The following is a 23,678-nucleotide window of genomic DNA, read 5'->3' as shown; positions in this document are numbered from 1 at the left end:
ATCGCCGATGGTAGTGTGGGGTTTCCCCATGTGAGAGTAGGTCATCGTCAAGATTAAATTCCGAAACCCCTATCTGCACATGCAGGTAGGGGTTTTGTCTTTGTGGCCTGGAGAACATTGCCAGCAGGGCGGCTGTCGCTATTTCACATTTGTGGGCTGGCTTGTGGCCTCTAAGCGGCTGGCAGTGTGCGATCCACTCAGGGAGGCCCCTCAATGGCTGGGCTTTCCGGCTCCCAGGTCGTCTCTCGTGGCTACAGATTTCTATGCAAGTCTTCGAGGCATGGCTATCATGCCTGCCTCATTGTGAGTCGAGATTGGCATGCTGAAGTTGTTAAACCTCCTTAAAGATGGCCGGTTTCATTCCGGACAGGCGCTGGGGGCCGCCTTGGGTGTCAGTCGCAGTGCTGTCTGGAAGCAGTTGCAGCACCTTGAGGCTGAGCTGAACTTGCCTATTTATAAAGTCCGCGGTCGCGGTTATCAGCTGGCGACGCCATTGTCCTTGCTGGAAACGGCGGCAATTGCAGAGCGATCTGTCGACGAGTCGTGGCCGGCATTGATTTTCGACTCAATCGACTCGACAAATGCCCAGGCGCTCCGTGAGGTCAATGAGGGGCGAGTTGCTCCTTTTATTGTTCTGGCTGAGCGGCAAACGGCCGGGCGAGGCCGTCGTGGGCGTAGTTGGGCCAGTCCGTTTGCAGAGAACCTTTATTACAGTCTGGTACTGCGCATAGAGGGTGGTATGCGCCAGTTGGAAGGGCTTAGCCTGGTCGTTGGCTTGGCGGTGATGCGCACGCTACATGCCTATGGTGTCAGTGGCGCAGGTCTTAAGTGGCCAAACGATGTGTTGGTGAATAATCAAAAAATTGCCGGTATCTTGCTAGAACTTGTAGGTGATCCTGCAGATGTTTGCCACGTGGTGATGGGCGTTGGGATCAACGTCAACATGCAGGCCAGCAGTGAAGTGGATCAGCAATGGACGTCCATATGGCGAGAGGTTGGGGAGGTCGTTGATCGCAATCAGCTGGTCGCTCTGCTCAATCAGAACCTGCAGGAAGACCTGGTTCGGCATCGCCAGTCGGGATTTGCAGTATTCCAGGGTGAGTGGGAGAAGGCGCACCTCTGGCAAGGTCGCGCGGTATCGCTTATTGCAGGTAATCATCAGGTCGATGGTGTGGTGAGAGGCATTGATCGTCAGGGGGCTCTGCGTCTTGAGGTCGATGGTGTTGAAAAGAGCTTTAGTGGCGGAGAGCTCAGTTTGAGGTTGCGCGATGATTCTTGAGCTCGATTGCGGTAACAGCTTTATCAAATGGCGAATCATTCGCTCTGAGGATGCCTCGATAGTCGCTGGTGGTGTCGTTGAGTCCAATGAAGCATTGATTGCCTCGATCCATGCAGTTCCAGGTAGCGCCCCTCGATGCTGTCGCTTGGTCAGTGTCAGGGGAGAGGATGAGACAGCAGGACTGCGTGCAGCTCTGGTTGAGCAGTTCGGTCTGCTGGTTGTTAGTGCTGAGCCAGCGAAAGAGTTGGCCGGGGTTCGTAATGGCTATGATGATTTCCAGCGATTGGGGATGGATCGTTGGTTGGCGCTTTTGGGTGGCTATCATCTGGCCAAGGGTGCTTGTGTGGTTATCGACTTCGGTACAGCGGTAACGGCCGACTTTGTCGCGGCTGACGGGGCGCATCTTGGGGGGTTTATTTGCCCTGGGTTGCCGCTGATGCGTAATCAGCTGCGCACCCATACCCGTCGTATCCGTTATGACGACGCCGCAGCAGAGCGTGCGCTCTCAAGCGTGGAGCCTGGGCGTTCGACTGTCGAAGCGGTTGAGCGCGGCTGTCTGTTAATGCTCCAAGGGTTCGTATTGACACAGGTAGAGCAGGCTCGCTCGCTTTTTGGAGAGGCATTTACACTGTTCCTCACGGGTGGTGATGCGCCCCTGGTTCATCAGGTGGCTCCGTGTGCTCGCGTGGTGCCGGATCTAGTGTTTGTTGGTCTGGCGATAGCCTGCCCCCTGGATTGAGGTATCTATGCGCTGGTTGTTTCTTCTCTTAGTGGTGCTCAATGCTGTTTATTACGTCTGGCATCAGCAAGAAGCGCCTTTGAAGGCAAAGGAGGTAGCCCCGCTGTCTTTATATAAAGGTAGTCAGCAGGGTATTCGCCTTTTGAGTGAGTCGGGGGCTGGAGGGCGCAGCGCGCAGCAGGCTGAAGATTGTCTCTATATCGGTGGCCTTGCCAAGGTTGAGCAATTGAATGCGCTTCGTCAGCGCTTGGTTTCGTTGGATGTGGCGACTGCACAGGTAGTTGGGGCGCTGGGTGACAGCCCGGGATTCTGGCTGCAGGTGGCGCCCCAAAGCCGACGTTTACTGGACGAAGCGCTGCTCGCGACACTTTCCCATGATTTCAAAGACTTAAAACATAAAATAATGTTGTGCGAGGGTATTGCAACTGCTGAATAGCTTGATAGAATGGCGCCCGCTTCACAGGGAACACCACTAGTTGGAAAGCCTGTGTAGCAACTGTCAAATTAGCTAAGCTCAAGATTTTAATGAGAAAAAGCTTGACAGGAAGGCAGCAAGAGTTGAAAATGCTGCCCACGTTCAGGAGGGGTTCCCGAGCGGCCAAAGGGATCAGACTGTAAATCTGACGTCTACGACTTCGAAGGTTCGAATCCTTCCCCCTCCACCAGTTTAGCGAGAGCTGCAAGCTCCGCGGGTATAGTTTAGTGGTAGAACCTCAGCCTTCCAAGCTGATGATGCGGGTTCGATTCCCGCTACCCGCTCCAGGTTTGCTGTTTTTGCAAAGTGTAAGGCTCTTGTAGCTCAGTTGGTAGAGCACACCCTTGGTAAGGGTGAGGTCAGCGGTTCAAATCCGCTCAAGAGCTCCATATTAACAAGGCAGATATGAAAATATCTGCCTTTGTTTTAATGGTTGGCGTGACTAGTTAAATTCTTCTGCGGGGGACAGTCTCGATGGCTAAGGAAAAGTTCGAACGTAACAAGCCGCACGTGAACGTAGGTACTATTGGTCACGTTGACCATGGTAAGACCACGTTGACTGCTGCGCTGACTCGCGTTTGCTCCGAAGTTTTCGGTTCGGCTAAAGTCGATTTTGATAAGATTGACAGCGCTCCAGAAGAAAAAGCTCGCGGTATCACCATTAACACCGCGCACGTCGAGTATGACTCGAATATTCGTCACTATGCTCACGTTGACTGCCCTGGTCACGCTGACTATGTGAAGAACATGATTACCGGTGCTGCCCAGATGGACGGCGCCATCCTGGTTTGCTCGGCCGCTGATGGTCCGATGCCGCAAACCCGTGAGCACATCCTTCTGTCCCGTCAGGTAGGCGTTCCCTACATTGTGGTCTTCCTGAACAAGGCTGACCTGGTAGACGACGCAGAGCTGCTGGAACTGGTTGAAATGGAAGTTCGCGATCTGCTGTCCACCTACGACTTCCCGGGTGACGACACTCCGATTATTATCGGTTCTGCTCGTATGGCCCTGGAAGGCAAAGACGACAACGAGATGGGTACCACTGCTGTCAAAAAGCTGGTCGAAACTCTGGATAGCTACATTCCAGAACCAGAGCGCGCCATCGACAAGCCATTCCTGATGCCAATCGAAGATGTATTCTCGATTTCGGGTCGTGGCACTGTTGTTACCGGTCGTATTGAGCGTGGTATCGTTCGTGTTCAAGACGCTCTGGAAATTGTTGGTCTGCGCGACACTGCCACCACCACCTGCACTGGTGTTGAAATGTTCCGCAAGTTGCTCGACGAAGGTCGTGCTGGCGAGAACTGCGGCGTTCTGCTGCGTGGTACTAAGCGTGACGACGTTGAGCGTGGTCAGGTTCTGGTTAAGCCGGGTTCGGTTAAGCCGCACACCAAGTTCACCGCAGAAGTTTACGTTCTGAGCAAGGAAGAAGGCGGTCGTCATACTCCGTTCTTCAAAGGCTACCGTCCACAGTTCTACTTCCGTACTACTGACGTGACTGGTAACTGCGAGCTGCCAGAAGGCGTTGAAATGGTAATGCCAGGTGACAACATCCAGATGACTGTCACTCTGATCAAAACCATCGCAATGGAAGATGGTCTGCGTTTCGCTATCCGTGAAGGCGGTCGTACCGTCGGCGCTGGTGTGGTTGCAAAGGTTCTCGAATAAGTAGTTGATTTATTTCTATCGGGCCGGCATAATGGTCGGCCTGATTAAGCTTTTAGGTCAGTAGCTCAATTGGCAGAGCGACGGTCTCCAAAACCGTAGGTTGGGGGTTCGATTCCCTCCTGACCTGCCAGATTCACCTCGTGTGTCTGGCTTTCTTTTCACAGGATCCTCCTAGATGACTTCCAAGTCTGAAGCCCAAGACTCTCGTTTTGATCTGCTCAAGTGGCTTGCTGTTGTCGCTTTGGTGATCGTAGGCGTTGTTGGTAACCAATACTACAGCGCATCCCCGATTCTGTACCGCGTAATCGCGCTCCTTGTTCTTGCTGCTGCTGCTGCCTTCGTTGCGCTGCAGACGGCTAAGGGTAGGTCGTTTTTTGCGCTGGCTAAGGAAGCTCGTACCGAGATTCGTAAAGTTGTATGGCCAACCCGCCAAGAAACCACTCAGACCACCCTTATCGTAGTGGCGGTCGTTCTGGTTATGGCGCTGCTGTTGTGGGGGCTTGATTCCCTGCTCGGTTGGTTGATTTCGTTGATTGTCGGCTAAGGGTGTCCCGTGGCTAAGCGTTGGTACGTCGTGCATGCTTACTCGGGTTACGAGAAGCATGTCATGCGCTCGTTGATCGAGCGCGTAAAACTGGCTGGCATGGAAGACGGTTTCGGCGAAATTCTGGTCCCGACCGAAGAAGTGGTCGAGATGCGCAATGGCCAGAAGCGCAAGAGCGAGCGTAAGTTCTTTCCAGGCTACGTATTGGTTCAGATGGACATGAACGAAGGGACTTGGCACTTGGTCAAGGATACCCCTCGCGTCATGGGCTTCATCGGTGGTACAGCAGATAAACCTGCGCCTATCACTGATAAAGAAGCAGAAGCGATTCTCCGTCGTGTTGCTGATGGCAGCGACAAACCGAAGCCGAAGACGTTGTTCGAGCCGGGCGAGGTCGTTCGTGTCATCGACGGTCCGTTCGCTGATTTCAACGGCACTGTCGAAGAAGTTAACTACGAGAAGAGCCGGCTGCAGGTCGCAGTGCTCATTTTCGGACGCTCTACTCCGGTGGAGCTAGAGTTCAGTCAGGTCGAGAAGGTCTAACTGAACCCAGCATCCCATACCCCGCAGCCTTGTGCTGCGGGGTTTTGTCGTCACTGGGATAAAACGTAAGTAATCCGGGGAGCCATCAGGCGTTCGTACCCGATATTGGAGTAGCTCATGGCTAAGAAGATTCAGGCTTACATCAAGCTGCAAGTAAAGGCCGGCCAGGCCAACCCAAGCCCACCCGTTGGTCCTGCACTGGGTCAACACGGTGTGAACATCATGGAATTCTGCAAGGCCTTCAACGCCCGTACTCAGGGTCAAGAGCCAGGTCTGCCGACTCCAGTGATCATCACTGTTTACAGTGACCGCAGCTTCACCTTCGAAACCAAGAGCACCCCTGCTTCGGTTCTGCTGAAGAAAGCAGCTGGCCTGACCAGCGGTTCGGCTCGTCCGAACACTGTCAAGGTTGGTACTGTGAACCGCGCTCAGCTGGAAGAGATCGCAAAAGCTAAGAAAGCTGATCTGACTGCCGCTGACCTGGAAGCAGCCGTGCGTACCATCGCCGGTTCTGCTCGCAGCATGGGCCTCAACGTGGAGGGTGTGTAATGGCTAAGCTGACCAAGCGCCAAAAGGCCATCGCTTCGAAGGTTGAAGCTGGCAAAGTTTACAACTTTGAAGACGCAGCAGCTCTGCTGGCCGAACTGTCCACCGTGAAGTTCAGCGAGTCCTTCGACGTTGCAGTCAACCTCGGTGTTGACCCGCGTAAATCTGACCAGGTTGTTCGCAGCGCAACTGTGCTGCCGCACGGCACTGGCAAGACCGTACGCGTAGCTGTCTTCACTCAGGGTCCAGCTGCTGAGGCCGCTCTGGCTGCCGGCGCTGACCGTGTAGGTATGGACGATCTGGCTGCCGAAATGAAAGGCGGCGATCTGAACTATGACGTCGTTATTGCCTCCCCGGACGCAATGCGTGTTGTAGGTCAGTTGGGTCAGGTACTGGGTCCTCGCGGCCTGATGCCAAACCCGAAGGTTGGTACTGTAACTCCAGACGTAGCTACCGCGGTTAAAAACGCCAAGGCTGGTCAGGTTCGTTATCGCACCGACAAAAACGGCATCATCCACACCTCCGTTGGCAAAGTCGGCTTTGATGCTGTCAAGCTGAAGGAAAACGTTGAAGCCCTGATCGCTGATCTGAAGCGTATCAAGCCAGCTTCTTCGAAAGGTATCTACGTCAAGCGCGTTACCCTGAGCACCACTATGGGCCCAGGTCTGGTCATCGATCAGAGCTCGCTGAGCGCGTAAGACATCGGTGGGTGCGAGCGATCGCGCCCGCTTTGCAAGATTGGGGTCCCTGCCTGGCGGGGGCTATCCAAGACCGTAGGCGACGCAAGTCTTAAACCTCAAGCCTACGCAGATGGTGCTCCCGATTCCTTACCGAATCAGACACCAAAACGACATTCGGCCTCGGTCGAATGAAACGGTAACAAGCAGGAGTTAAACCCGTGGCAATTAAACTCGAAGACAAGAAGGCCATCGTCGCTGAAGTCAACGAGGCTGCCAAAGCTGCTCTGTCCGCTGTCGTGGCTGATGCCCGTGGCGTGACTGTAGGCGCTATGACCGGACTCCGTAAAGAGGCTCGTGAAGCTGGCGTTTACGTACGTGTTGTACGTAACACCCTGCTCAAGCGTGCAGTTGCTGACACTGAATACAGTGTCCTCAACGACGCCTTCACCGGCCCGACCTTGATCGCGTTCTCCAACGAACATCCAGGCGCTGCTGCCCGTTTGTTCAAGGAATTCGCTAAAGGTCAGGACAAGTTCGAGATCAAGGCAGCTGCGTTCGAGGGCAAGTTCCTCGCAGCAAACGAGATCGACGTGTTGGCTTCGCTGCCAACTCGCGACGAAGCCATTGCAAGGCTGATGAGCGTGATTCAAGGCGCTACCAGCAAGCTGGCTCGTACTTTGGCGGCCGTTCGCGACCAGAAAGAAGCTGCTGCTGCCTAAGGCACCGCAAGCGCTTTCGAAATCATACGTTTAATTTGATGGCTGCGTAGGCTGTCACCCCAATACAGGAATTTATAGTCATGTCTCTGACTAACGAACAAATCATCGAAGCAATCGGCCAGAAAACCGTTCTGGAAGTTGTTGAGCTGATCAAAGCAATGGAAGAAACCTTCGGCGTTACCGCTGCTGTTGCCGCTGCTGGCCCAGCTGCTGCCGCTGCCGTTGTTGAAGAGCAAACCGAGTTCACCGTTAAACTGGTTGAAGCCGGCGACAAGAAAGTAAACGTCATCAAGGCTGTTCGTGAAGCCACCGGTCTGGGCCTGAAAGAAGCCAAGGCTGTTGTTGACGACCTGGGCGTCGTGAAAGAGAACGCTTCGAAAGAAGAAGCTGAAGCTCTGAAGAAAGCTCTGGAAGAAGCAGGCGCTAAAGTCGAAGTTAAGTAACTCCGACTTTGCGTATCCAGCCCAAGCGTTAAGCGAACGGCTGATGGCTGGTGGCTCTTGCCACCGGCCTTTTTCCGTTATTGGCGGCCGACCAGGTCGGCCCCGATAACGAGCTGCAACCACCGAGACGGTGGCGCAAACCAAGGGGTTTGCACGATTTTCTGGCTGCTTCCGTCGGGAGGAGCCAAACAAGCAGGTGACCAAGCTGGGGAACGCTGATGGCTTACTCATACACTGAGAAAAAACGTATCCGCAAGGACTTTAGCAAGTTGCCGGACGTCATGGATGTGCCTTACCTCCTGGCCATCCAGCTGGATTCGTATCGTGAATTCTTGCAAGCGGGAGCGACCAAAGATCAGTTCCGCGACGTGGGCCTGCATGCGGCCTTCAAATCGGTTTTCCCGATCATCAGCTACTCCGGCAATGCTGCCTTGGAGTACGTTGGCTATCGTCTGGGCGAACCGGCTTTTGATGTCAAAGAATGCGTACTGCGCGGCGTAACCTTCGCCGTACCACTGCGGGTGAAGGTGCGTCTGATCATTTTCGACAAAGAGTCGTCGAACAAAGCGATCAAGGACATCAAAGAGCAAGAAGTCTACATGGGTGAAATCCCCCTGATGACTGAAAACGGTACCTTCGTTATTAACGGTACCGAGCGTGTTATCGTTTCCCAGCTGCACCGTTCGCCAGGTGTGTTCTTCGACCACGACCGTGGCAAGACTCACAGCTCTGGCAAACTGTTGTACTCGGCTCGGATCATTCCTTACCGTGGTTCGTGGTTGGACTTCGAATTCGACCCGAAAGACTGCGTATTCGTTCGTATCGACCGTCGCCGCAAGCTGCCGGCTTCGGTGCTGCTGCGCGCGCTGGGCTACAGCACTGAAGAAGTGTTGAACGCTTTCTACACCACCAACGTTTTCCATGTTTCCGGTGAAAAACTCAGCCTGGAACTGGTTCCTCAGCGTCTGCGTGGCGAAATCGCAGTCATGGACATCCATGACGAGACCGGCAAGGTGATCGTGGAGCAGGGCCGTCGTATTACTGCCCGCCACATCAACCAGCTCGAAAAGGCAGGCGTCAAGCACCTGGACGTTCCAATGGAATACGTCTTGGGTCGCACCACCGCCAAGGCCATCGTGCACCCGGCTACCGGCGAAATCCTGTGTGAGTGCAACACCGAACTGACCACCGAGCTGCTGATCAAGATCGCCAAGGCTCAGGTTGTCCGTATCGAGACGCTCTACACCAACGATATCGACTGCGGTCCGTTCATTTCGGATACCCTGAAAATCGACTCTACCGGCAACCAGCTGGAAGCCCTGGTCGAGATCTACCGCATGATGCGTCCAGGCGAGCCGCCAACCAAGGACGCTGCCGAGACCCTGTTCAACAACCTGTTCTTCAGCGCCGAGCGGTACGATCTGTCCGCTGTTGGCCGCATGAAGTTCAACCGTCGTATCGGTCGTACCGAGATCGAGGGTTCGGGCGTACTGAGCAAGGAAGACATCGTCGAGGTTCTGAAGACCCTGGTCGACATTCGTAACGGCAAAGGTATCGTCGATGACATCGACCACCTGGGTAACCGCCGTGTACGTTGTGTTGGCGAAATGGCTGAGAACCAGTTCCGTGTTGGCCTGGTGCGCGTCGAGCGTGCGGTCAAGGAACGTCTGTCGATGGCAGAAAGCGAAGGCCTGATGCCGCAAGACCTGATCAACGCCAAGCCGGTTGCGGCTGCGGTGAAAGAGTTCTTCGGTTCGAGCCAGCTGTCCCAGTTCATGGACCAGAACAACCCGCTCTCCGAAATTACCCACAAGCGTCGTGTCTCTGCACTCGGCCCTGGCGGTCTGACTCGTGAGCGCGCGGGCTTTGAGGTTCGTGACGTACACCCGACTCACTACGGTCGCGTTTGCCCGATCGAGACCCCTGAAGGTCCGAACATCGGTCTGATCAACTCCTTGGCCGCATATGCGCGCACCAACCAGTACGGCTTCCTGGAAAGCCCGTACCGTGTGGTGAAAGAGGGCGTTGTTACCGACGAAATCGTGTTCCTGTCGGCGATCGAAGAAGCAGATCACGTCATCGCTCAGGCTTCGGCCGCGATGAACGATAAGAAGCAACTGATCGATGAACTGGTAGCCGTTCGTCACCTGAACGAATTCACCGTCAAGGCGCCGGAAGACGTCACCCTGATGGACGTTTCGCCGAAGCAGGTAGTTTCGGTTGCAGCGTCGCTGATTCCGTTCCTCGAGCACGACGACGCCAACCGTGCGTTGATGGGTTCGAACATGCAGCGTCAAGCTGTACCAACCCTGCGTGCTGACAAGCCGCTGGTCGGTACCGGTATGGAGCGCAACGTAGCACGCGACTCCGGCGTTTGCGTTGTGGCTCGTCGTGGTGGCGTTATCGACTCCGTCGATGCCAGTCGTATCGTGGTCCGTGTTGCCGATGATGAAGTCGAAACCGGCGAAGCGGGTGTCGACATCTACAACCTGACCAAGTACACCCGCTCTAACCAGAACACCTGCATTAACCAGCGTCCGCTGGTGAGCAAAGGTGATCGCGTTGAGCGTGGCGACATCATGGCTGACGGCCCGTCCACCGACATGGGTGAACTGGCATTGGGTCAGAACATGCGCATCGCGTTCATGGCATGGAACGGCTTCAACTTCGAAGACTCCATCTGCCTGTCCGAGCGTGTGGTTCAGGAAGACCGTTTCACCACGATCCACATTCAGGAACTGACCTGTGTGGCCCGTGACACCAAGCTTGGCCCAGAGGAAATCACCGCGGACATCCCGAATGTGGGTGAAGCTGCGCTGAACAAGCTGGACGAAGCCGGTATCGTTTATGTTGGTGCTGAGGTTGGCGCTGGCGATATTCTGGTCGGCAAGGTCACGCCAAAAGGCGAGACTCAACTGACTCCGGAAGAAAAACTGCTGCGTGCGATCTTCGGTGAGAAGGCTAGCGACGTTAAAGACACCTCCCTGCGCGTGCCGACCGGCACCAAAGGTACTGTCATCGACGTTCAGGTCTTCACCCGTGATGGTGTCGAGCGCGATAGCCGTGCGCTGTCCATCGAGAAGATGCAGCTGGACGAAATCCGTAAAGACCTCAACGAAGAGTTCCGTATCGTCGAAGGGGCAACCTTCGAGCGTCTGCGTGCAGCCCTGAATGGTCAGATCGTTGAAGGTGGTGCGGGCCTGAAGAAAGGCACCGAGATCACTAACGAAGTTCTGGACGGTCTGGAGCACGGCCAGTGGTTCAAACTGCGCATGGCCGAAGACGCGCTGAACGAGCAACTGGAGAAGGCCCAGGCCTACATCGTTGATCGTCGCCGTCTGCTGGACGACAAGTTCGAAGACAAGAAACGCAAGCTGCAGCAGGGCGATGACCTCGCTCCTGGCGTACTGAAGATCGTCAAGGTCTACCTGGCAATCCGTCGTCGCATCCAGCCGGGCGACAAGATGGCTGGTCGTCACGGTAACAAGGGTGTGGTCTCCGTGATCATGCCTGTCGAAGACATGCCGCACGATGCCAACGGTACGCCGGTAGACGTGGTACTCAACCCGCTGGGTGTACCATCGCGTATGAACGTCGGTCAGATCCTGGAAACCCACCTCGGCCTCGCGGCCAAGGGCTTGGGCGAGAAGATCAACCGCATGCTCGAAGAGCAGCGTAAAGTCGCTGAACTGCGTAAGTTCCTCACCGAGATCTACAACGAAATCGGTGGTCGTCAGGAGAACCTGGAGTCGTTCACCGACCAGGAAATCCTTGACCTGGCCAAAAACCTGAAAGGCGGTGTGCCAATGGCAACTCCGGTCTTCGATGGTGCCAAGGAGCAAGAAATCAAGGCCATGCTGAAACTGGCAGACATGCCAGAAAGCGGCCAGATGCAGCTGTTCGACGGTCGTACCGGCAACAAGTTCGAGCGTCCAGTGACCGTTGGTTACATGTACATGCTCAAGCTGAACCACTTGGTGGACGACAAGATGCACGCGCGTTCCACTGGTTCTTATAGCCTGGTTACTCAGCAGCCGCTGGGTGGTAAGGCGCAGTTCGGTGGTCAGCGTTTCGGGGAGATGGAAGTGTGGGCGCTGGAAGCATACGGCGCGGCATACACCCTGCAAGAAATGCTCACAGTGAAGTCGGACGACGTGAACGGTCGGACCAAGATGTACAAAAACATCGTGGACGGCGATCACCGTATGGAGCCGGGCATGCCCGAGTCCTTCAACGTGTTGATCAAAGAGATTCGTTCGCTCGGTATCGATATCGATCTGGAAACCGAATAACACGTGACGCGAATCGGGAGCGTGGCTGAACAAGCCCGCTCCCTGCTCCGCCAGGAGGAAAGGCCTTGAAAGACCTACTGAATTTGCTGAAAAACCAGGGTCAAGTCGAAGAGTTCGACGCCATCCGTATCGGATTGGCCTCGCCTGAGATGATCCGTTCGTGGTCGTTCGGTGAAGTTAAAAAACCGGAAACCATCAACTACCGTACGTTCAAACCCGAGCGTGACGGTCTGTTCTGCGCCAAGATTTTTGGTCCAGTCAAGGACTACGAGTGCCTGTGCGGTAAGTACAAGCGCCTGAAGCACCGTGGTGTTATCTGTGAGAAGTGCGGCGTTGAAGTCGCCCTGGCCAAGGTTCGTCGTGAGCGCATGGCGCACATCGAGCTGGCCTCTCCGGTTGCCCACATCTGGTTCCTGAAGTCCCTGCCGTCGCGTATCGGCTTGCTGATGGACATGACCCTGCGTGATATCGAACGTGTTCTCTACTTCGAGAGCTATGTCGTTATCGATCCAGGCATGACCACCCTTGAAAAGGGTCAACTGCTGAACGATGAGCAGTACTTCGAAGCGCTTGAAGAGTTCGGCGACGACTTTGACGCTCGTATGGGCGCCGAAGCTGTACGTGAGCTGCTGCACGCTATCGATCTGGAGCACGAAATTGGCCGCCTGCGCGAAGAGATTCCGCAGACCAACTCGGAAACCAAGATCAAGAAGCTGTCCAAGCGTTTGAAGCTGATGGAGGCCTTCCAGGGCTCCGGCAACCTGCCTGAGTGGATGGTTCTGACCGTTCTGCCGGTTCTGCCGCCAGATCTGCGCCCATTGGTTCCGCTGGACGGCGGTCGTTTCGCGACCTCCGACCTGAACGATCTGTATCGTCGGGTGATCAACCGTAACAACCGTCTGAAGCGCCTGCTCGACCTGTCCGCGCCAGATATCATCGTGCGCAACGAAAAGCGCATGCTGCAGGAAGCGGTCGACGCACTGCTCGACAACGGCCGTCGTGGCCGCGCCATCACTGGCTCGAACAAGCGTCCTCTGAAATCCCTGGCTGACATGATCAAGGGTAAGCAAGGTCGTTTCCGTCAGAACTTGCTCGGTAAGCGCGTTGACTACTCTGGCCGTTCGGTAATTACCGTAGGTCCGACCCTGCGTCTGCACCAGTGCGGTCTGCCGAAGAAGATGGCTCTGGAGCTGTTCAAACCATTCATTTTCGGCAAGCTAGAGATGCGCGGTCTGGCGACCACCATCAAAGCGGCCAAGAAAATGGTCGAGCGCGAGCTGCCAGAGGTCTGGGACGTTCTTGCCGAAGTGATTCGCGAACACCCCGTACTGCTTAACCGTGCACCGACCCTTCACCGTCTGGGTATCCAGGCTTTTGAACCGGTACTGATCGAAGGTAAGGCTATCCAGCTGCACCCGTTGGTCTGTGCTGCGTACAACGCCGACTTCGACGGTGACCAGATGGCCGTTCACGTGCCGCTGACGCTGGAAGCCCAGCTGGAAGCGCGCGCGCTGATGATGTCGACCAACAACATCCTGTCGCCAGCCAACGGTGAGCCGATCATCGTTCCTTCGCAGGACGTGGTACTGGGTCTGTACTACATGACCCGTGAAGCCATCAACGCCAAGGGCGAAGGTCGCGTTTTTGCTGACCTGCAGGAAGTCGACCGCGTGTTCCGCGCTGGTGAGGCCGCTCTGCACGCCAAGATCAAGGTTCGTATCAACGAAACCGTCAATGATCGTGATGGTGGCAGCGTCAAGAACACCCGTATCGTCGACACAACCGTTGGCCGTGCGCTGCTGTTCCAGGTGGTTCCGGCCGGCCTGTCGTACGACGTAGTCAACCAGCCGATGAAGAAAAAGGCGATCTCCAAGCTGATCAACCAATGCTACCGCGTTGTTGGTCTGAAAGAGACCGTGATCTTCGCTGACCAGTTGATGTACACCGGTTTTGCCTACTCGACCATTTCTGGCGTTTCCATCGGTGTTAACGACTTCGTTATCCCGGATGAGAAAGCCCGCATCATCGGTACTGCTACCGACGAAGTGAAAGAGATCGAGAGCCAGTACGCTTCCGGCCTGGTAACCCAGGGCGAGAAGTACAACAAGGTAATCGACCTGTGGTCGAAGGCGAACGACGAAGTTTCCAAGGCGATGATGGCCAACCTCTCGAAAGAGAAGGTTATCGACCGTGATGGCAACGAAGTCGAGCAAGAGTCCTTCAACTCCATGTACATGATGGCTGACTCCGGTGCTCGGGGTTCGGCAGCTCAGATTCGTCAGTTGGCCGGTATGCGTGGTCTGATGGCCAAGCCGGACGGCTCGATCATCGAGACGCCGATCACCGCGAACTTCCGTGAAGGTCTGAGCGTACTGCAGTACTTCATCTCGACTCACGGTGCTCGTAAGGGTCTTGCGGATACCGCGTTGAAGACTGCGAACTCCGGTTATCTGACGCGTCGTCTGGTAGACGTTGCGCAGGATCTGGTAGTGACCGAGATCGATTGCGGCACCGAACAGGGCCTGCTGATGACGCCGCACATTGAAGGTGGCGACGTCGTTGAGCCGCTGGGTGAGCGTGTACTTGGTCGTGTAATTGCCCGTGACGTATTCAAGCCTGGCACCGACGAAGTCATCGTCCCTGCTGGCACTCTGGTAGACGAGAAGTGGGTTGAGTTCATCGAGCTGAACAGCATCGATGAAGTTATCGTGCGCTCGCCGATCAGCTGTGAAACCCGTTACGGTATCTGTGCCAAGTGCTACGGTCGTGACCTGGCTCGCGGTCATCAGGTCAACATCGGTGAGGCTGTCGGCGTTATCGCTGCCCAGTCGATCGGTGAGCCTGGTACCCAGCTGACCATGCGTACGTTCCACATCGGTGGTGCTGCGAGCCGTACTTCGGCTGCCGACAGCGTCCAGGTGAAGAACGGCGGTATGGTTCGCCTGCACAACCTCAAGCAGGTTGAGCGTGCCGATGGCAATCTGGTCGCGGTCTCGCGTTCCGGCGAGCTGGCCATTGCCGACGAATTCGGTCGTGAGCGTGAGCGCTACAAGCTGCCTTACGGTGCTGTGATTTCGGTCAAGGAAGGTGACAAGGTCGACGCTGGCGCGATCGTTGCCAAGTGGGACCCGCACACCCACCCGATCGTTACCGAAATGAAAGGTACCGTGACCTTCGTGGGCATGGAAGAAGGCATTACCATCAAGCGTCAGACCGACGAATTGACTGGTTTGACCAACATCGAAGTATTGGACGTTAAAGACCGTCCGGCTGCAGGTAAGGAAATTCGTCCTGCAATCAAGATGGTCGACGCCAATGGCAAGGATCTGCTGCTGCCGGGTACCGATGTACCAGCTCAGTACTTCCTGCCGGCGAACGCCCTGGTTGGTGTTGCTGACGGTGCGCAAATCGGTGTGGGTGACGTTATTGCACGTATCCCGCAAGAAACTTCCAAGACCCGTGACATCACCGGTGGTCTGCCGCGCGTTGCCGACTTGTTCGAAGCGCGTCGTCCGAAGGAAGCGTCGATTCTCGCGGAAGTCAGCGGTACCATTGCATTCGGTAAAGAAACCAAGGGCAAGCGCCGCCTGGTTATCACTCCGAACGATGGCAGCGAGCCGTACGAAGAGCTGATTCCGAAGTGGCGTCACCTGAACGTCTTCGAAGGCGAACAAGTGAACCGTGGTGAAGTTATCTCCGACGGTCCAAGCGATCCGCACGACATCCTGCGTTTGCTGGGTGTGAGCGCGCTGGCCAAGTACATCGTCAACGAGATTCAGGACGTTTACCGTCTGCAAGGCGTTAAGATCAACGACAAGCACATCGAGACCATCCTGCGTCAGATGCTGCGTAAGGTTGAGATCGCCGAGTCGGGTGATTCCAGCTTCATCAAGGGCGACCAGATGGAGTTGACCCAGGTACTGGTAGAGAACGAGCGCTTGGCTTCTGAAGACAAGTTCGTCTCCAAGTTCTCGCGCGTACTGTTGGGTATCACCAAGGCTTCGCTCTCCACCGAGTCGTTCATCTCGGCGGCCTCCTTCCAGGAGACCACCCGAGTGCTGACCGAAGCTGCGGTAACCGGCAAGCGCGATTACCTGCGCGGCCTGAAAGAGAACGTGGTCGTAGGTCGTCTGATCCCGGCCGGTACCGGTCTGGCTTACCACAGCGAGCGCAAGCGTCGCCGTGATGCCGACAAGCCGCTGCGTGTAAGTGCCAGTGAGGTGGAAGCCGCACTGACTGAAGCGCTGAACTCCAGCGGCAACTAAGCGTAGGGCCCTGGTGGCCTCACTCCAGTCGTCGGTGACTGTTATTGTCACCGACAGCCGGGGAGGGGAGGCTGGGGCCTTGCCTTGACTGGGGGCAAGATCCTCTTTAGACTCTTGTACCCCTAAATTTGGTGGGACTTCGTCCTGCCATTTTGCTTTTCTTGCAAGACAATAGCGTCGCAAGACAACAGTGGAGCTAGTAGATGGCAACTATCAACCAGCTGGTACGTCAGCCGCGTAAGCGTATCGTCGAGAAATCCGACGTTCCTGCGCTGCAGAACTGCCCGCAACGTCGTGGCGTATGCACTCGTGTGTACACCACCACGCCGAAAAAACCTAACTCGGCACTGCGTAAAGTATGCCGTGTGCGTCTGACCAACGGTTTCGAGGTTTCCTCGTACATCGGTGGTGAAGGCCACAACCTGCAAGAGCACAGCGTGGTGCTGATTCGTGGCGGTCGTGTAAAAGACTTGCCAGGTGTTCGTTACCACACCGTTCGCGGTTCCCTGGATACCTCCGGCGTCAAAGGTCGTAACCAAGGCCGTTCGAAGTACGGTACCAAGCGTCCGAAGTAATCGGCCGTTTGCAGCAGTTTGCAGTTATTCATTTTATTGAGTCGATAAGAGTAAGGTCGGGCACGCACCCAGTGGGTCAGGTGTCCCGGGCTAACCTGAAGACCGTTTGAGGGCTTATCAATGCCAAGACGTCGTGTAGCAGCCAAGCGTGAGATTCTGGACGATCCGAAATACGGAAGCCAGATTCTCGCCAAGTTCATGAACCACGTGATGGAAAGCGGCAAGAAGGCCGTAGCCGAGCGCATCGTTTACGGTGCTCTGGATACCGTCAAAGCACGCAAGAACAGCGATCCCCTGGAAATCTTCGAGAAAGCTCTCGACGCCATCGCTCCGCTGGTCGAAGTAAAGTCGCGCCGTGTTGGCGGTGCCACTTACCAGGTTCCTGTTGAAGTTCGTCCATCCCGTCGTAACGCGCTGGCAATGCGCTGGCTGGTAGACTACGCCCGCAAGCGTGGCGAGAAGTCCATGGCGCTGCGCCTGGCCGGCGAACTGCTGGATGCTGCTGAAGGCAAAGGTGCTGCAGTCAAGAAGCGTGAAGACGTACACCGTATGGCTGAAGCCAACAAGGCTTTCTCGCACTACCGCTTCTAATCACAGCATCAATTTTTTTGCGAGGGCTTTATGGCTCGTACTACAGCAATTAACCGCTACCGTAACATCGGTATCTGTGCGCACGTTGATGCGGGCAAGACTACCACTACCGAGCGGATCCTGTTCTACACAGGCCTGAGCCACAAAATGGGCGAGGTGCATGATGGCGCCGCGACCACCGACTGGATGGTTCAGGAGCAGGAGCGGGGTATTACCATTACCTCTGCTGCCGTTACTACCTTCTGGAAAGGTTCCCGTGGTCAGTACGACAACTACCGCGTAAACGTCATTGATACACCAGGCCACGTTGACTTCACTATTGAAGTAGAGCGTTCCCTGCGTGTACTCGACGGCGCTGTCGTTGTGTTCTGCGGTACCTCCGGTGTTGAGCCTCAGTCCGAAACCGTATGGCGTCAGGCCAACAAGTACGGTGTTCCACGTGTTGTTTACGTGAACAAGATGGACCGTGCAGGTGCTAACTTCCTGCGCGTAGTTGGTCAGATCAAGAACCGTCTGGGTCACACCCCGGTTCCTGTCCAGCTGGCTATCGGTTCGGAAGAGAACTTCGAAGGTCAGGTTGATCTGATCAAGATGAAGGCAATCTACTGGAACGAAGACGACAAGGGCACCACCTATCGCGAGGAAGAAATTCCTGCTGATATGCTGGAGCTGGCTGAAGAGTGGCGCGCCAATATGGTCGAAGCTGCTGCTGAGGCCAACGAAGAGCTGATGAACAAGTACCTTGAAGAAGGTGAGCTGTCCGTCGAAGAAATCAAGGCTGGTCTGCGTGCTCGCACCCTGGCTAGCGAGATCGTTCCGGCTGTCTGCGGCTCTTCCTTCAAGAACAAGGGTGTTCCTCTGGTTCTTGACGCCGTTATCGACTTCCTGCCTGCTCCGACCGAGATCCCTGCAATTCAGGGTATCCACCCGGATAACATCGACGACGAAAGCGCTCCGAAAATCGAGCGTCACGCTAGCGATGATGAGCCGTTCTCGGCTTTGGCGTTCAAGATCGCTACCGACCCATTCGTTGGTACTCTGACTTTCGTGCGCGTCTACTCGGGCTTCCTGAGCTCTGGTGACTCCGTGATCAACTCGGTCAAGGGCAAGAAAGAGCGCGTTGGTCGTATGGTGCAGATGCACGCCAACCAGCGTGAAGAGATCAAGGAAGTACGTGCAGGCGACATCGCTGCGCTGATCGGCATGAAAGATGTCACCACTGGTGATACCCTCTGTGATGCCGACAAGCCGGTAATCCTTGAGCGTATGGATTTCCCTGAGCCAGTAATTTCGGTAGCTGTTGAGCCGAAAACCAAGCAGGATCAGGAAAAGATGGGTATCGCACTGGGCAAGTTGGCTCAGGAAGACCCGTCGTTCCGCGTCAAGACCGACGAAGAAACCGGCCAGACCATTATCTCGGGTATGGGCGAGCTTCACCTGGACATCCTCGTTGACCGCATGAAGCGCGAGTTCAACGTTGAAGCCAACATCGGTAAGCCGCAGGTTTCCTACCGCGAGCAGATCACCAAGGACAACGTCGAGATCGAAGGTAAGTTCGTCCGTCAGTCCGGTGGTCGCGGTCAGTTCGGTCACTGCTGGATTCGCTTCTCGCAGCCAGACGTGGACGATAAGGGCAACATCACTGAAGGCCTGGTTTTCACTAACGAGGTTGTGGGTGGTGTGGTTCCGAAGGAATACATCCCGGCTATCCAGAAGGGTATCGAAGAGCAGATGAAGAACGGCATCGTTGCCGGCTATCCGCTGATCGGCCTGAAGGCAACCGTGTTTGATGGTTCCTACCACGACGTCGACTCCAACGAGATGGCGTTCAAGGTGGCGGCCTCCATGGCGACCAAGCAGCTGGCCACGAAAGGCGGCGGTAAAGTGCTTGAGCCGATCATGAAGGTGGAAGTTGTGACCCCTGAGGACTACATGGGTGACGTGATGGGTGACCTGAACCGTCGTCGTGGTCTGATCCAGGGTATGGAAGATTCGGTGTCCGGCAAGGTTGTCCGTGCTGAAGTTCCGCTCGGAGAGATGTTCGGTTATGCGACCGACGTTCGTTCCATGTCTCAGGGTCGCGCGAGCTACTCCATGGAATTCTCCAAATACGCTGAGGCTCCGTCGAACATCGTCGAAGCGCTCGTTAAAAAACAAGGCTGATTCAGTCCTTTAGGCTAGGAGTTAATTGTCGTGGCTAAAGAAAAATTTGATCGTTCCCTTCCGCACGTCAACGTTGGCACCATCGGTCACGTTGACCATGGTAAAACCACTCTGACTGCTGCTCTGACTCGCGTCTGCTCCGAAGTTTTCGGTTCGGCTGTTGTCGAATTCGACAAGATCGACAGCGCTCCAGAAGAGAAAGCTCGCGGTATCACCATCAACACCGCGCACGTCGAGTACAACTCGAACATTCGTCACTACGCTCACGTTGACTGCCCAGGTCACGCTGACTACGTGAAGAACATGATCACCGGTGCTGCTCAGATGGACGGCGCTATCCTGGTTTGCTCGGCCGCCGATGGTCCGATGCCACAAACCCGTGAGCACATCCTGCTGTCCCGTCAGGTAGGCGTTCCGTACATCGTGGTCTTCCTGAACAAGGCTGACCTGGTAGACGACGCAGAGCTGCTGGAACTGGTTGAGATGGAAGTTCGCGACCTGCTGTCCACCTATGACTTCCCAGGCGACGACACTCCGATCATCATCGGTTCTGCTCGTATGGCGCTGGAAGGCAAAGACGACAACGGCATGGGCACCACCGCTGTCAAGAAGCTGGTTGAAACTCTGGACAGCTACATCCCAGAGCCAGAGCGCGCTATCGACAAGCCGTTCCTGATGCCAATCGAAGACGTATTCTCGATCTCGGGTCGTGGTACTGTTGTTACCGGTCGTATCGAGCGTGGTATCGTCCGCGTTCAAGACGCTCTGGAAATCGTTGGTCTGCGTGACACCACCACCACCACCTGCACCGGTGTTGAGATGTTCCGCAAGCTGCTGGACGAAGGTCGTGCTGGCGAGAACTGCGGCGTTCTGCTGCGTGGTACCAAGCGTGACGACGTTGAGCGTGGTCAGGTTCTGGTTAAGCCAGGTTCGGTTAAGCCGCACACCAAGTTCACCGCAGAAGTTTACGTTCTGAGCAAGGAAGAAGGCGGCCGTCATACTCCTTTCTTCAAAGGCTACCGTCCACAGTTCTACTTCCGTACTACTGACGTGACTGGTAACTGCGAGCTGCCAGAAGGCGTTGAAATGGTAATGCCAGGTGACAACATCCAGATGACTGTCACTCTGATCAAAACCATCGCAATGGAAGATGGTCTGCGTTTCGCTATCCGTGAAGGCGGTCGTACCGTCGGCGCTGGCGTCGTAGCCAAAATCATCGAGTAATATTCGATGCTTTGAAAAGCCCCCGCTCAGCGGGGGCTTTTTTTATTGGGTTGACACCCAACTGGGGCGTCTATAGAATCACGCCTCCTTTTAACGGGCGTAGTGCGCCCGGTGGGAATAGCAGCCTGGAGTCTGAAATCCAATGCAAAATCAGCAAATCCGTATCAGGTTGAAGGCTTTTGACCATCGCCTGATCGACCAATCCACCCAGGAAATCGTGGAAACCGCGAAACGTACTGGTGCTCAAGTGCGTGGTCCAATTCCACTGCCTACCCGTAAAGAGCGGTTCACCGTTCTGGTCTCCCCGCACGTCAACAAAGACGCGCGTGACCAGTACGAGATCCGTACTCATAAGCGCGTACTGGACATCGTCCAGCCAACGGATAAAACCGTTGATGCACTTATGAAGCTTGATCTTGCGGCAGGTGTGGAAGTGCAGATCAGCCTCGGCTAAGACTCGGGTCTTAGTCGTGTAACGCTCTGAAATGGGCGGCCATAGCGGGTGAAAGCCCCGTACACTCATGAGGTTTACAACATGACTATTGGTGTAGTCGGTCGTAAATGCGGTATGACCCGTATTTTCACCGAAGAAGGTGTCTCCATTCCGGTCACGGTCATTGAGATCGAGCCGAATCGCGTCACCCAGTTCAAAACTGAAGAAACCGATGGCTATCGTGCAGTGCAAGTCACTGTAGGTGAGCGTCGTGCTTCGCGCGTGACTGCTGCTCAAGCAGGTCACTTCGCTAAAGCGAACGTTGCCGCTGGTCGCGGTGTCTGGGAATTCCGCCTTGAAGAAGGCGAGTACCAGGCTGGCGACTTGATCAATGCTGAACTCTTCGCTGCAGGCCAACTGGTAGATGTTACCGGTCAGTCCAAAGGTAAAGGCTTTGCCGGTACCATCAAGCGTTGGAATTTCCGCGGTCAAGATAACACCCACGGTAACTCCGTTTCCCACCGCGTCCCGGGCTCTATCGGCCAGTGCCAGACTCCTGGTCGTGTATTCAAGGGCAAAAAAATGTCCGGTCATATGGGCGCCGAGCGCGTGACCGTTCAGTCCCTCGAAGTAGTGCGCGTCGACGCTGAACGCAATCTGTTGCTTGTCAAGGGTGCCGTTCCTGGCGCTACTGGCGGCGATCTGGTTGTGCGTCCGGCTGCCAAGGCTCGCGGTTAAGGGGAAGCTGACATGCAACTAAATGTAAATGACGCTCAAGCGATCGAAGTTTCCGAACTGACTTTCGGCGGCGAATTCAACGAGACGCTGGTTCACCAAGCAGTCGTGGCCTACATGGCTGGCGGCCGTCAGGGTACCAAGCAGCAGAAAACCCGTTCCGACGTTGCTGGTGGCGGTAAGCGCCCATGGCGTCAGAAAGGTACTGGCCGTGCTCGTGCCGGTACTATCCGTAGCCCAATCTGGCGTGGCGGCGGTACCACTTTCGCAGCTCGTCCTCAGGATCACTCGCAGAAGCTCAACAAGAAGATGTACCGCGCAGCACTGCGCTCCATCCTCGCTGAGCTGGTGCGTACCGACCGTCTGGTCGTGGTTCAGGACTTCGCTGTTGAAGCACCGAAAACCAAAGACCTGCTGAACAAGCTGAACGGTATGGGTCTGACCGACGTACTGATCGTTTCTGAGGCTGTTGATCAGAATCTGTACCTGGCTGCTCGCAACCTGCCGCACGTCGATGTACGTGACGTACAAGGTTCCGATCCGGTCAGTCTGATCGCATACGACAAAGTGTTGATCACTGTGTCGGCCGTGAAGAAATTCGAGGAGCTGCTGGGATGAACCAGGAACGCGTATTTAAAGTTCTACTTGGCCCGCACGTTTCCGAGAAGGCCACGGTTCTGGCTGAGAAGAAAGGCCAGTTCGTATTCAAGGTTGCTACTGATGCAACCAAGCTGGAAATCAAGAAGGCTGTCGAAGGTCTGTTCGGTGTCAAGGTCGAGAACGTCACTACCGTGAACGTTCTGGGTAAGACCAAGCGCACCGCTCGTGGTCTGGGCAAGCGCAATGACTGGAAGAAGGCGATCGTATCCCTTCAGCCAGGCCAAGATCTCGATTTCAGCAGCAGTGCTGAGTAAGGAAGGGGTGCATCATGGCAATCGTTAAATGCAAACCGACTTCCCCTGGCCGCCGTTTCGTGGTCAAGGTGGTCAACCAGGAGCTGCACAAAGGCGCTCCTCACGCACCGCTGCTCGAGAAGAAATCGAAGACTGGTGGTCGTAACAACAATGGCCGCATCACTACTCGTCACGTAGGTGGTGGTCATAAGCAGCATTACCGTATGGTCGACTTCCGTCGCAACGACAAGGACGGCATCGCCGCCACTGTCGAGCGTATTGAATACGATCCAAACCGTACTGCTCACATCGCACTGCTTTGCTATGCAGACGGCGAGCGCCGCTACATCATCGCCCCTAAAGGCGTGAGTGCTGGCGACCAGCTGATCGCAGGTGCTCTGGCTCCAATCAAGCCAGGCAACTCCCTGCAGCTGCGTAACATCCCAGTGGGTAGCACCATTCACGGCATCGAACTGAAGCCGGGCAAAGGTGCACAAATCGCTCGTTCCGCTGGTGCTTCGGCTCAGCTGATCGCTCGCGAAGGTGTCTACGTGACCCTGCGTCTGCGCTCTGGTGAAATGCGTAAAGTCCTGGCTGAATGCCGTGCGACCCTGGGTGAAGTCTCGAACTCCGAGCACAGCCTGCGTTCGCTGGGTAAAGCTGGTGCTAAACGCTGGCGTGGCGTTCGCCCAACCGTTCGTGGTGTTGCCATGAACCCGGTTGACCACCCGCACGGTGGTGGTGAAGGTCGTACCTCCGGTGGTCGTCATCCGGTATCGCCATGGGGCTTCCCGACTAAGGGTGCTAAGACTCGTGGTAATAAGCGTACCGACAATATGATCGTCCGTCGTCGCAAGTAAATAGAGGGATA

Annotated in this window: 21 protein-coding genes and 4 tRNA genes; all 25 read left to right on the top strand. The window is 55.6% G+C overall.

Annotation, left to right across the window (positions count from 1 at the left end):
- The first annotated feature begins 319 nt into the window (after positions 1-319).
- The 25 genes from birA to rplB all read left to right on the top strand — a co-directional run bounded on the left by birA (position 320) and on the right by rplB (position 23,667).
- Positions 320-1,279, top strand: a complete 960-nt coding sequence (gene birA / locus UIA24_RS10505) for a bifunctional biotin--[acetyl-CoA-carboxylase] ligase/biotin operon repressor BirA (RefSeq protein WP_099775975.1) — start codon at positions 320-322, stop codon at positions 1,277-1,279.
- Positions 1,269-2,018: a pantothenate kinase gene (locus UIA24_RS10500; protein WP_330522805.1), complete on the top strand. Its 750-nt coding sequence runs from the start codon at positions 1,269-1,271 to the stop codon at positions 2,016-2,018. The genes birA and UIA24_RS10500 overlap by 11 nt, the downstream gene beginning before the upstream one ends.
- 7 nt (positions 2,019-2,025) lie before the next feature.
- Positions 2,026-2,454: a hypothetical protein gene (locus UIA24_RS10495; protein ID WP_102051729.1), complete on the top strand. Its 429-nt coding sequence runs from the start codon at positions 2,026-2,028 to the stop codon at positions 2,452-2,454.
- 144 nt (positions 2,455-2,598) lie between these two features.
- A tRNA-Tyr gene (locus tag UIA24_RS10490) sits at positions 2,599-2,683 on the top strand.
- 23 nt (positions 2,684-2,706) lie between these two features.
- Positions 2,707-2,780: transfer RNA gene (locus tag UIA24_RS10485), tRNA-Gly, on the top strand.
- Between the two features lie 26 nt (positions 2,781-2,806).
- Positions 2,807-2,882: transfer RNA gene (locus UIA24_RS10480), tRNA-Thr, on the top strand.
- An 85-nt stretch (positions 2,883-2,967) separates the two neighbouring features.
- The gene (gene tuf / locus UIA24_RS10475) at positions 2,968-4,161 is read left to right on the top strand and encodes an elongation factor Tu (RefSeq protein WP_102051728.1); all 1,194 of its coding nucleotides are present in this window, start codon (positions 2,968-2,970) and stop codon (positions 4,159-4,161) included.
- A gap of 54 nt (positions 4,162-4,215) precedes the next feature.
- Positions 4,216-4,291: transfer RNA gene (locus UIA24_RS10470), tRNA-Trp, on the top strand.
- 45 nt (positions 4,292-4,336) lie between these two features.
- The gene (gene secE / locus UIA24_RS10465; RefSeq protein ID WP_065761374.1) at positions 4,337-4,705 is read left to right on the top strand and encodes a preprotein translocase subunit SecE; all 369 of its coding nucleotides are present in this window, start codon (positions 4,337-4,339) and stop codon (positions 4,703-4,705) included.
- Positions 4,706-4,714: 9 nt separating this feature from the next.
- Complete coding sequence (nusG, locus tag UIA24_RS10460) at positions 4,715-5,248, top strand: transcription termination/antitermination protein NusG (protein WP_065761373.1); 534 nt, start codon at positions 4,715-4,717, stop codon at positions 5,246-5,248.
- A gap of 117 nt (positions 5,249-5,365) precedes the next feature.
- Positions 5,366-5,797 (top strand): 50S ribosomal protein L11, encoded by a 432-nt coding sequence (rplK, locus tag UIA24_RS10455; RefSeq protein WP_065761372.1) that lies wholly within the window; start codon positions 5,366-5,368, stop codon positions 5,795-5,797.
- Complete coding sequence (gene rplA / locus UIA24_RS10450) at positions 5,797-6,492, top strand: 50S ribosomal protein L1 (protein ID WP_065761371.1); 696 nt, start codon at positions 5,797-5,799, stop codon at positions 6,490-6,492. The genes rplK and rplA overlap by 1 nt, the downstream gene beginning before the upstream one ends.
- Before the next feature lie 200 nt (positions 6,493-6,692).
- The gene (rplJ, locus tag UIA24_RS10445) at positions 6,693-7,193 is read left to right on the top strand and encodes a 50S ribosomal protein L10 (RefSeq protein ID WP_065761370.1); all 501 of its coding nucleotides are present in this window, start codon (positions 6,693-6,695) and stop codon (positions 7,191-7,193) included.
- Between the two features lie 80 nt (positions 7,194-7,273).
- Positions 7,274-7,636, top strand: a complete 363-nt coding sequence (gene rplL, locus UIA24_RS10440; protein ID WP_065761369.1) for a 50S ribosomal protein L7/L12 — start codon at positions 7,274-7,276, stop codon at positions 7,634-7,636.
- A gap of 218 nt (positions 7,637-7,854) precedes the next feature.
- Positions 7,855-11,928: a DNA-directed RNA polymerase subunit beta gene (rpoB, locus tag UIA24_RS10435; protein WP_065761368.1), complete on the top strand. Its 4,074-nt coding sequence runs from the start codon at positions 7,855-7,857 to the stop codon at positions 11,926-11,928.
- A 65-nt stretch (positions 11,929-11,993) separates the two neighbouring features.
- Complete coding sequence (gene rpoC, locus UIA24_RS10430) at positions 11,994-16,193, top strand: DNA-directed RNA polymerase subunit beta' (RefSeq protein WP_065761367.1); 4,200 nt, start codon at positions 11,994-11,996, stop codon at positions 16,191-16,193.
- Between the two features lie 203 nt (positions 16,194-16,396).
- The gene (rpsL, locus tag UIA24_RS10425) at positions 16,397-16,768 is read left to right on the top strand and encodes a 30S ribosomal protein S12 (RefSeq protein ID WP_003186084.1); all 372 of its coding nucleotides are present in this window, start codon (positions 16,397-16,399) and stop codon (positions 16,766-16,768) included.
- A 120-nt stretch (positions 16,769-16,888) separates the two neighbouring features.
- Positions 16,889-17,359, top strand: a complete 471-nt coding sequence (rpsG, locus tag UIA24_RS10420) for a 30S ribosomal protein S7 (protein ID WP_003246741.1) — start codon at positions 16,889-16,891, stop codon at positions 17,357-17,359.
- 30 nt (positions 17,360-17,389) lie between these two features.
- Positions 17,390-19,522: an elongation factor G gene (fusA, locus tag UIA24_RS10415; protein ID WP_065761366.1), complete on the top strand. Its 2,133-nt coding sequence runs from the start codon at positions 17,390-17,392 to the stop codon at positions 19,520-19,522.
- Positions 19,523-19,552: 30 nt separating this feature from the next.
- The gene (gene tuf, locus UIA24_RS10410; RefSeq protein WP_099775969.1) at positions 19,553-20,746 is read left to right on the top strand and encodes an elongation factor Tu; all 1,194 of its coding nucleotides are present in this window, start codon (positions 19,553-19,555) and stop codon (positions 20,744-20,746) included.
- A gap of 142 nt (positions 20,747-20,888) precedes the next feature.
- Entirely contained in the window at positions 20,889-21,200 is a 312-nt protein-coding gene (rpsJ, locus tag UIA24_RS10405; RefSeq protein ID WP_003186070.1) for a 30S ribosomal protein S10, read from the top strand.
- An 81-nt stretch (positions 21,201-21,281) separates the two neighbouring features.
- Entirely contained in the window at positions 21,282-21,917 is a 636-nt protein-coding gene (gene rplC / locus UIA24_RS10400; protein ID WP_065759211.1) for a 50S ribosomal protein L3, read from the top strand.
- 12 nt (positions 21,918-21,929) lie between these two features.
- Positions 21,930-22,532 carry a 50S ribosomal protein L4 gene (gene rplD / locus UIA24_RS10395; protein WP_065759207.1) on the top strand — a complete coding sequence of 201 codons (603 nt, stop codon included), beginning with the start codon at positions 21,930-21,932 and terminating at the stop codon, positions 22,530-22,532.
- Positions 22,529-22,828: a 50S ribosomal protein L23 gene (gene rplW / locus UIA24_RS10390; protein ID WP_065759206.1), complete on the top strand. Its 300-nt coding sequence runs from the start codon at positions 22,529-22,531 to the stop codon at positions 22,826-22,828. Before rplD ends, rplW begins: the two co-directional genes overlap by 4 nt.
- A 14-nt stretch (positions 22,829-22,842) precedes the next feature.
- Positions 22,843-23,667 (top strand): 50S ribosomal protein L2, encoded by an 825-nt coding sequence (gene rplB, locus UIA24_RS10385; RefSeq protein ID WP_065759205.1) that lies wholly within the window; start codon positions 22,843-22,845, stop codon positions 23,665-23,667.
- Positions 23,668-23,678 lie beyond the last annotated feature (11 nt).

The sequence above is a fragment of the Pseudomonas sp. AL 58 genome (genome assembly GCF_036348395.1).
GTDB classification, from domain to species: domain Bacteria; phylum Pseudomonadota; class Gammaproteobacteria; order Pseudomonadales; family Pseudomonadaceae; genus Aquipseudomonas; species Aquipseudomonas defluvii.
This window is presented reverse-complemented; position numbering and strand designations above follow the sequence as displayed.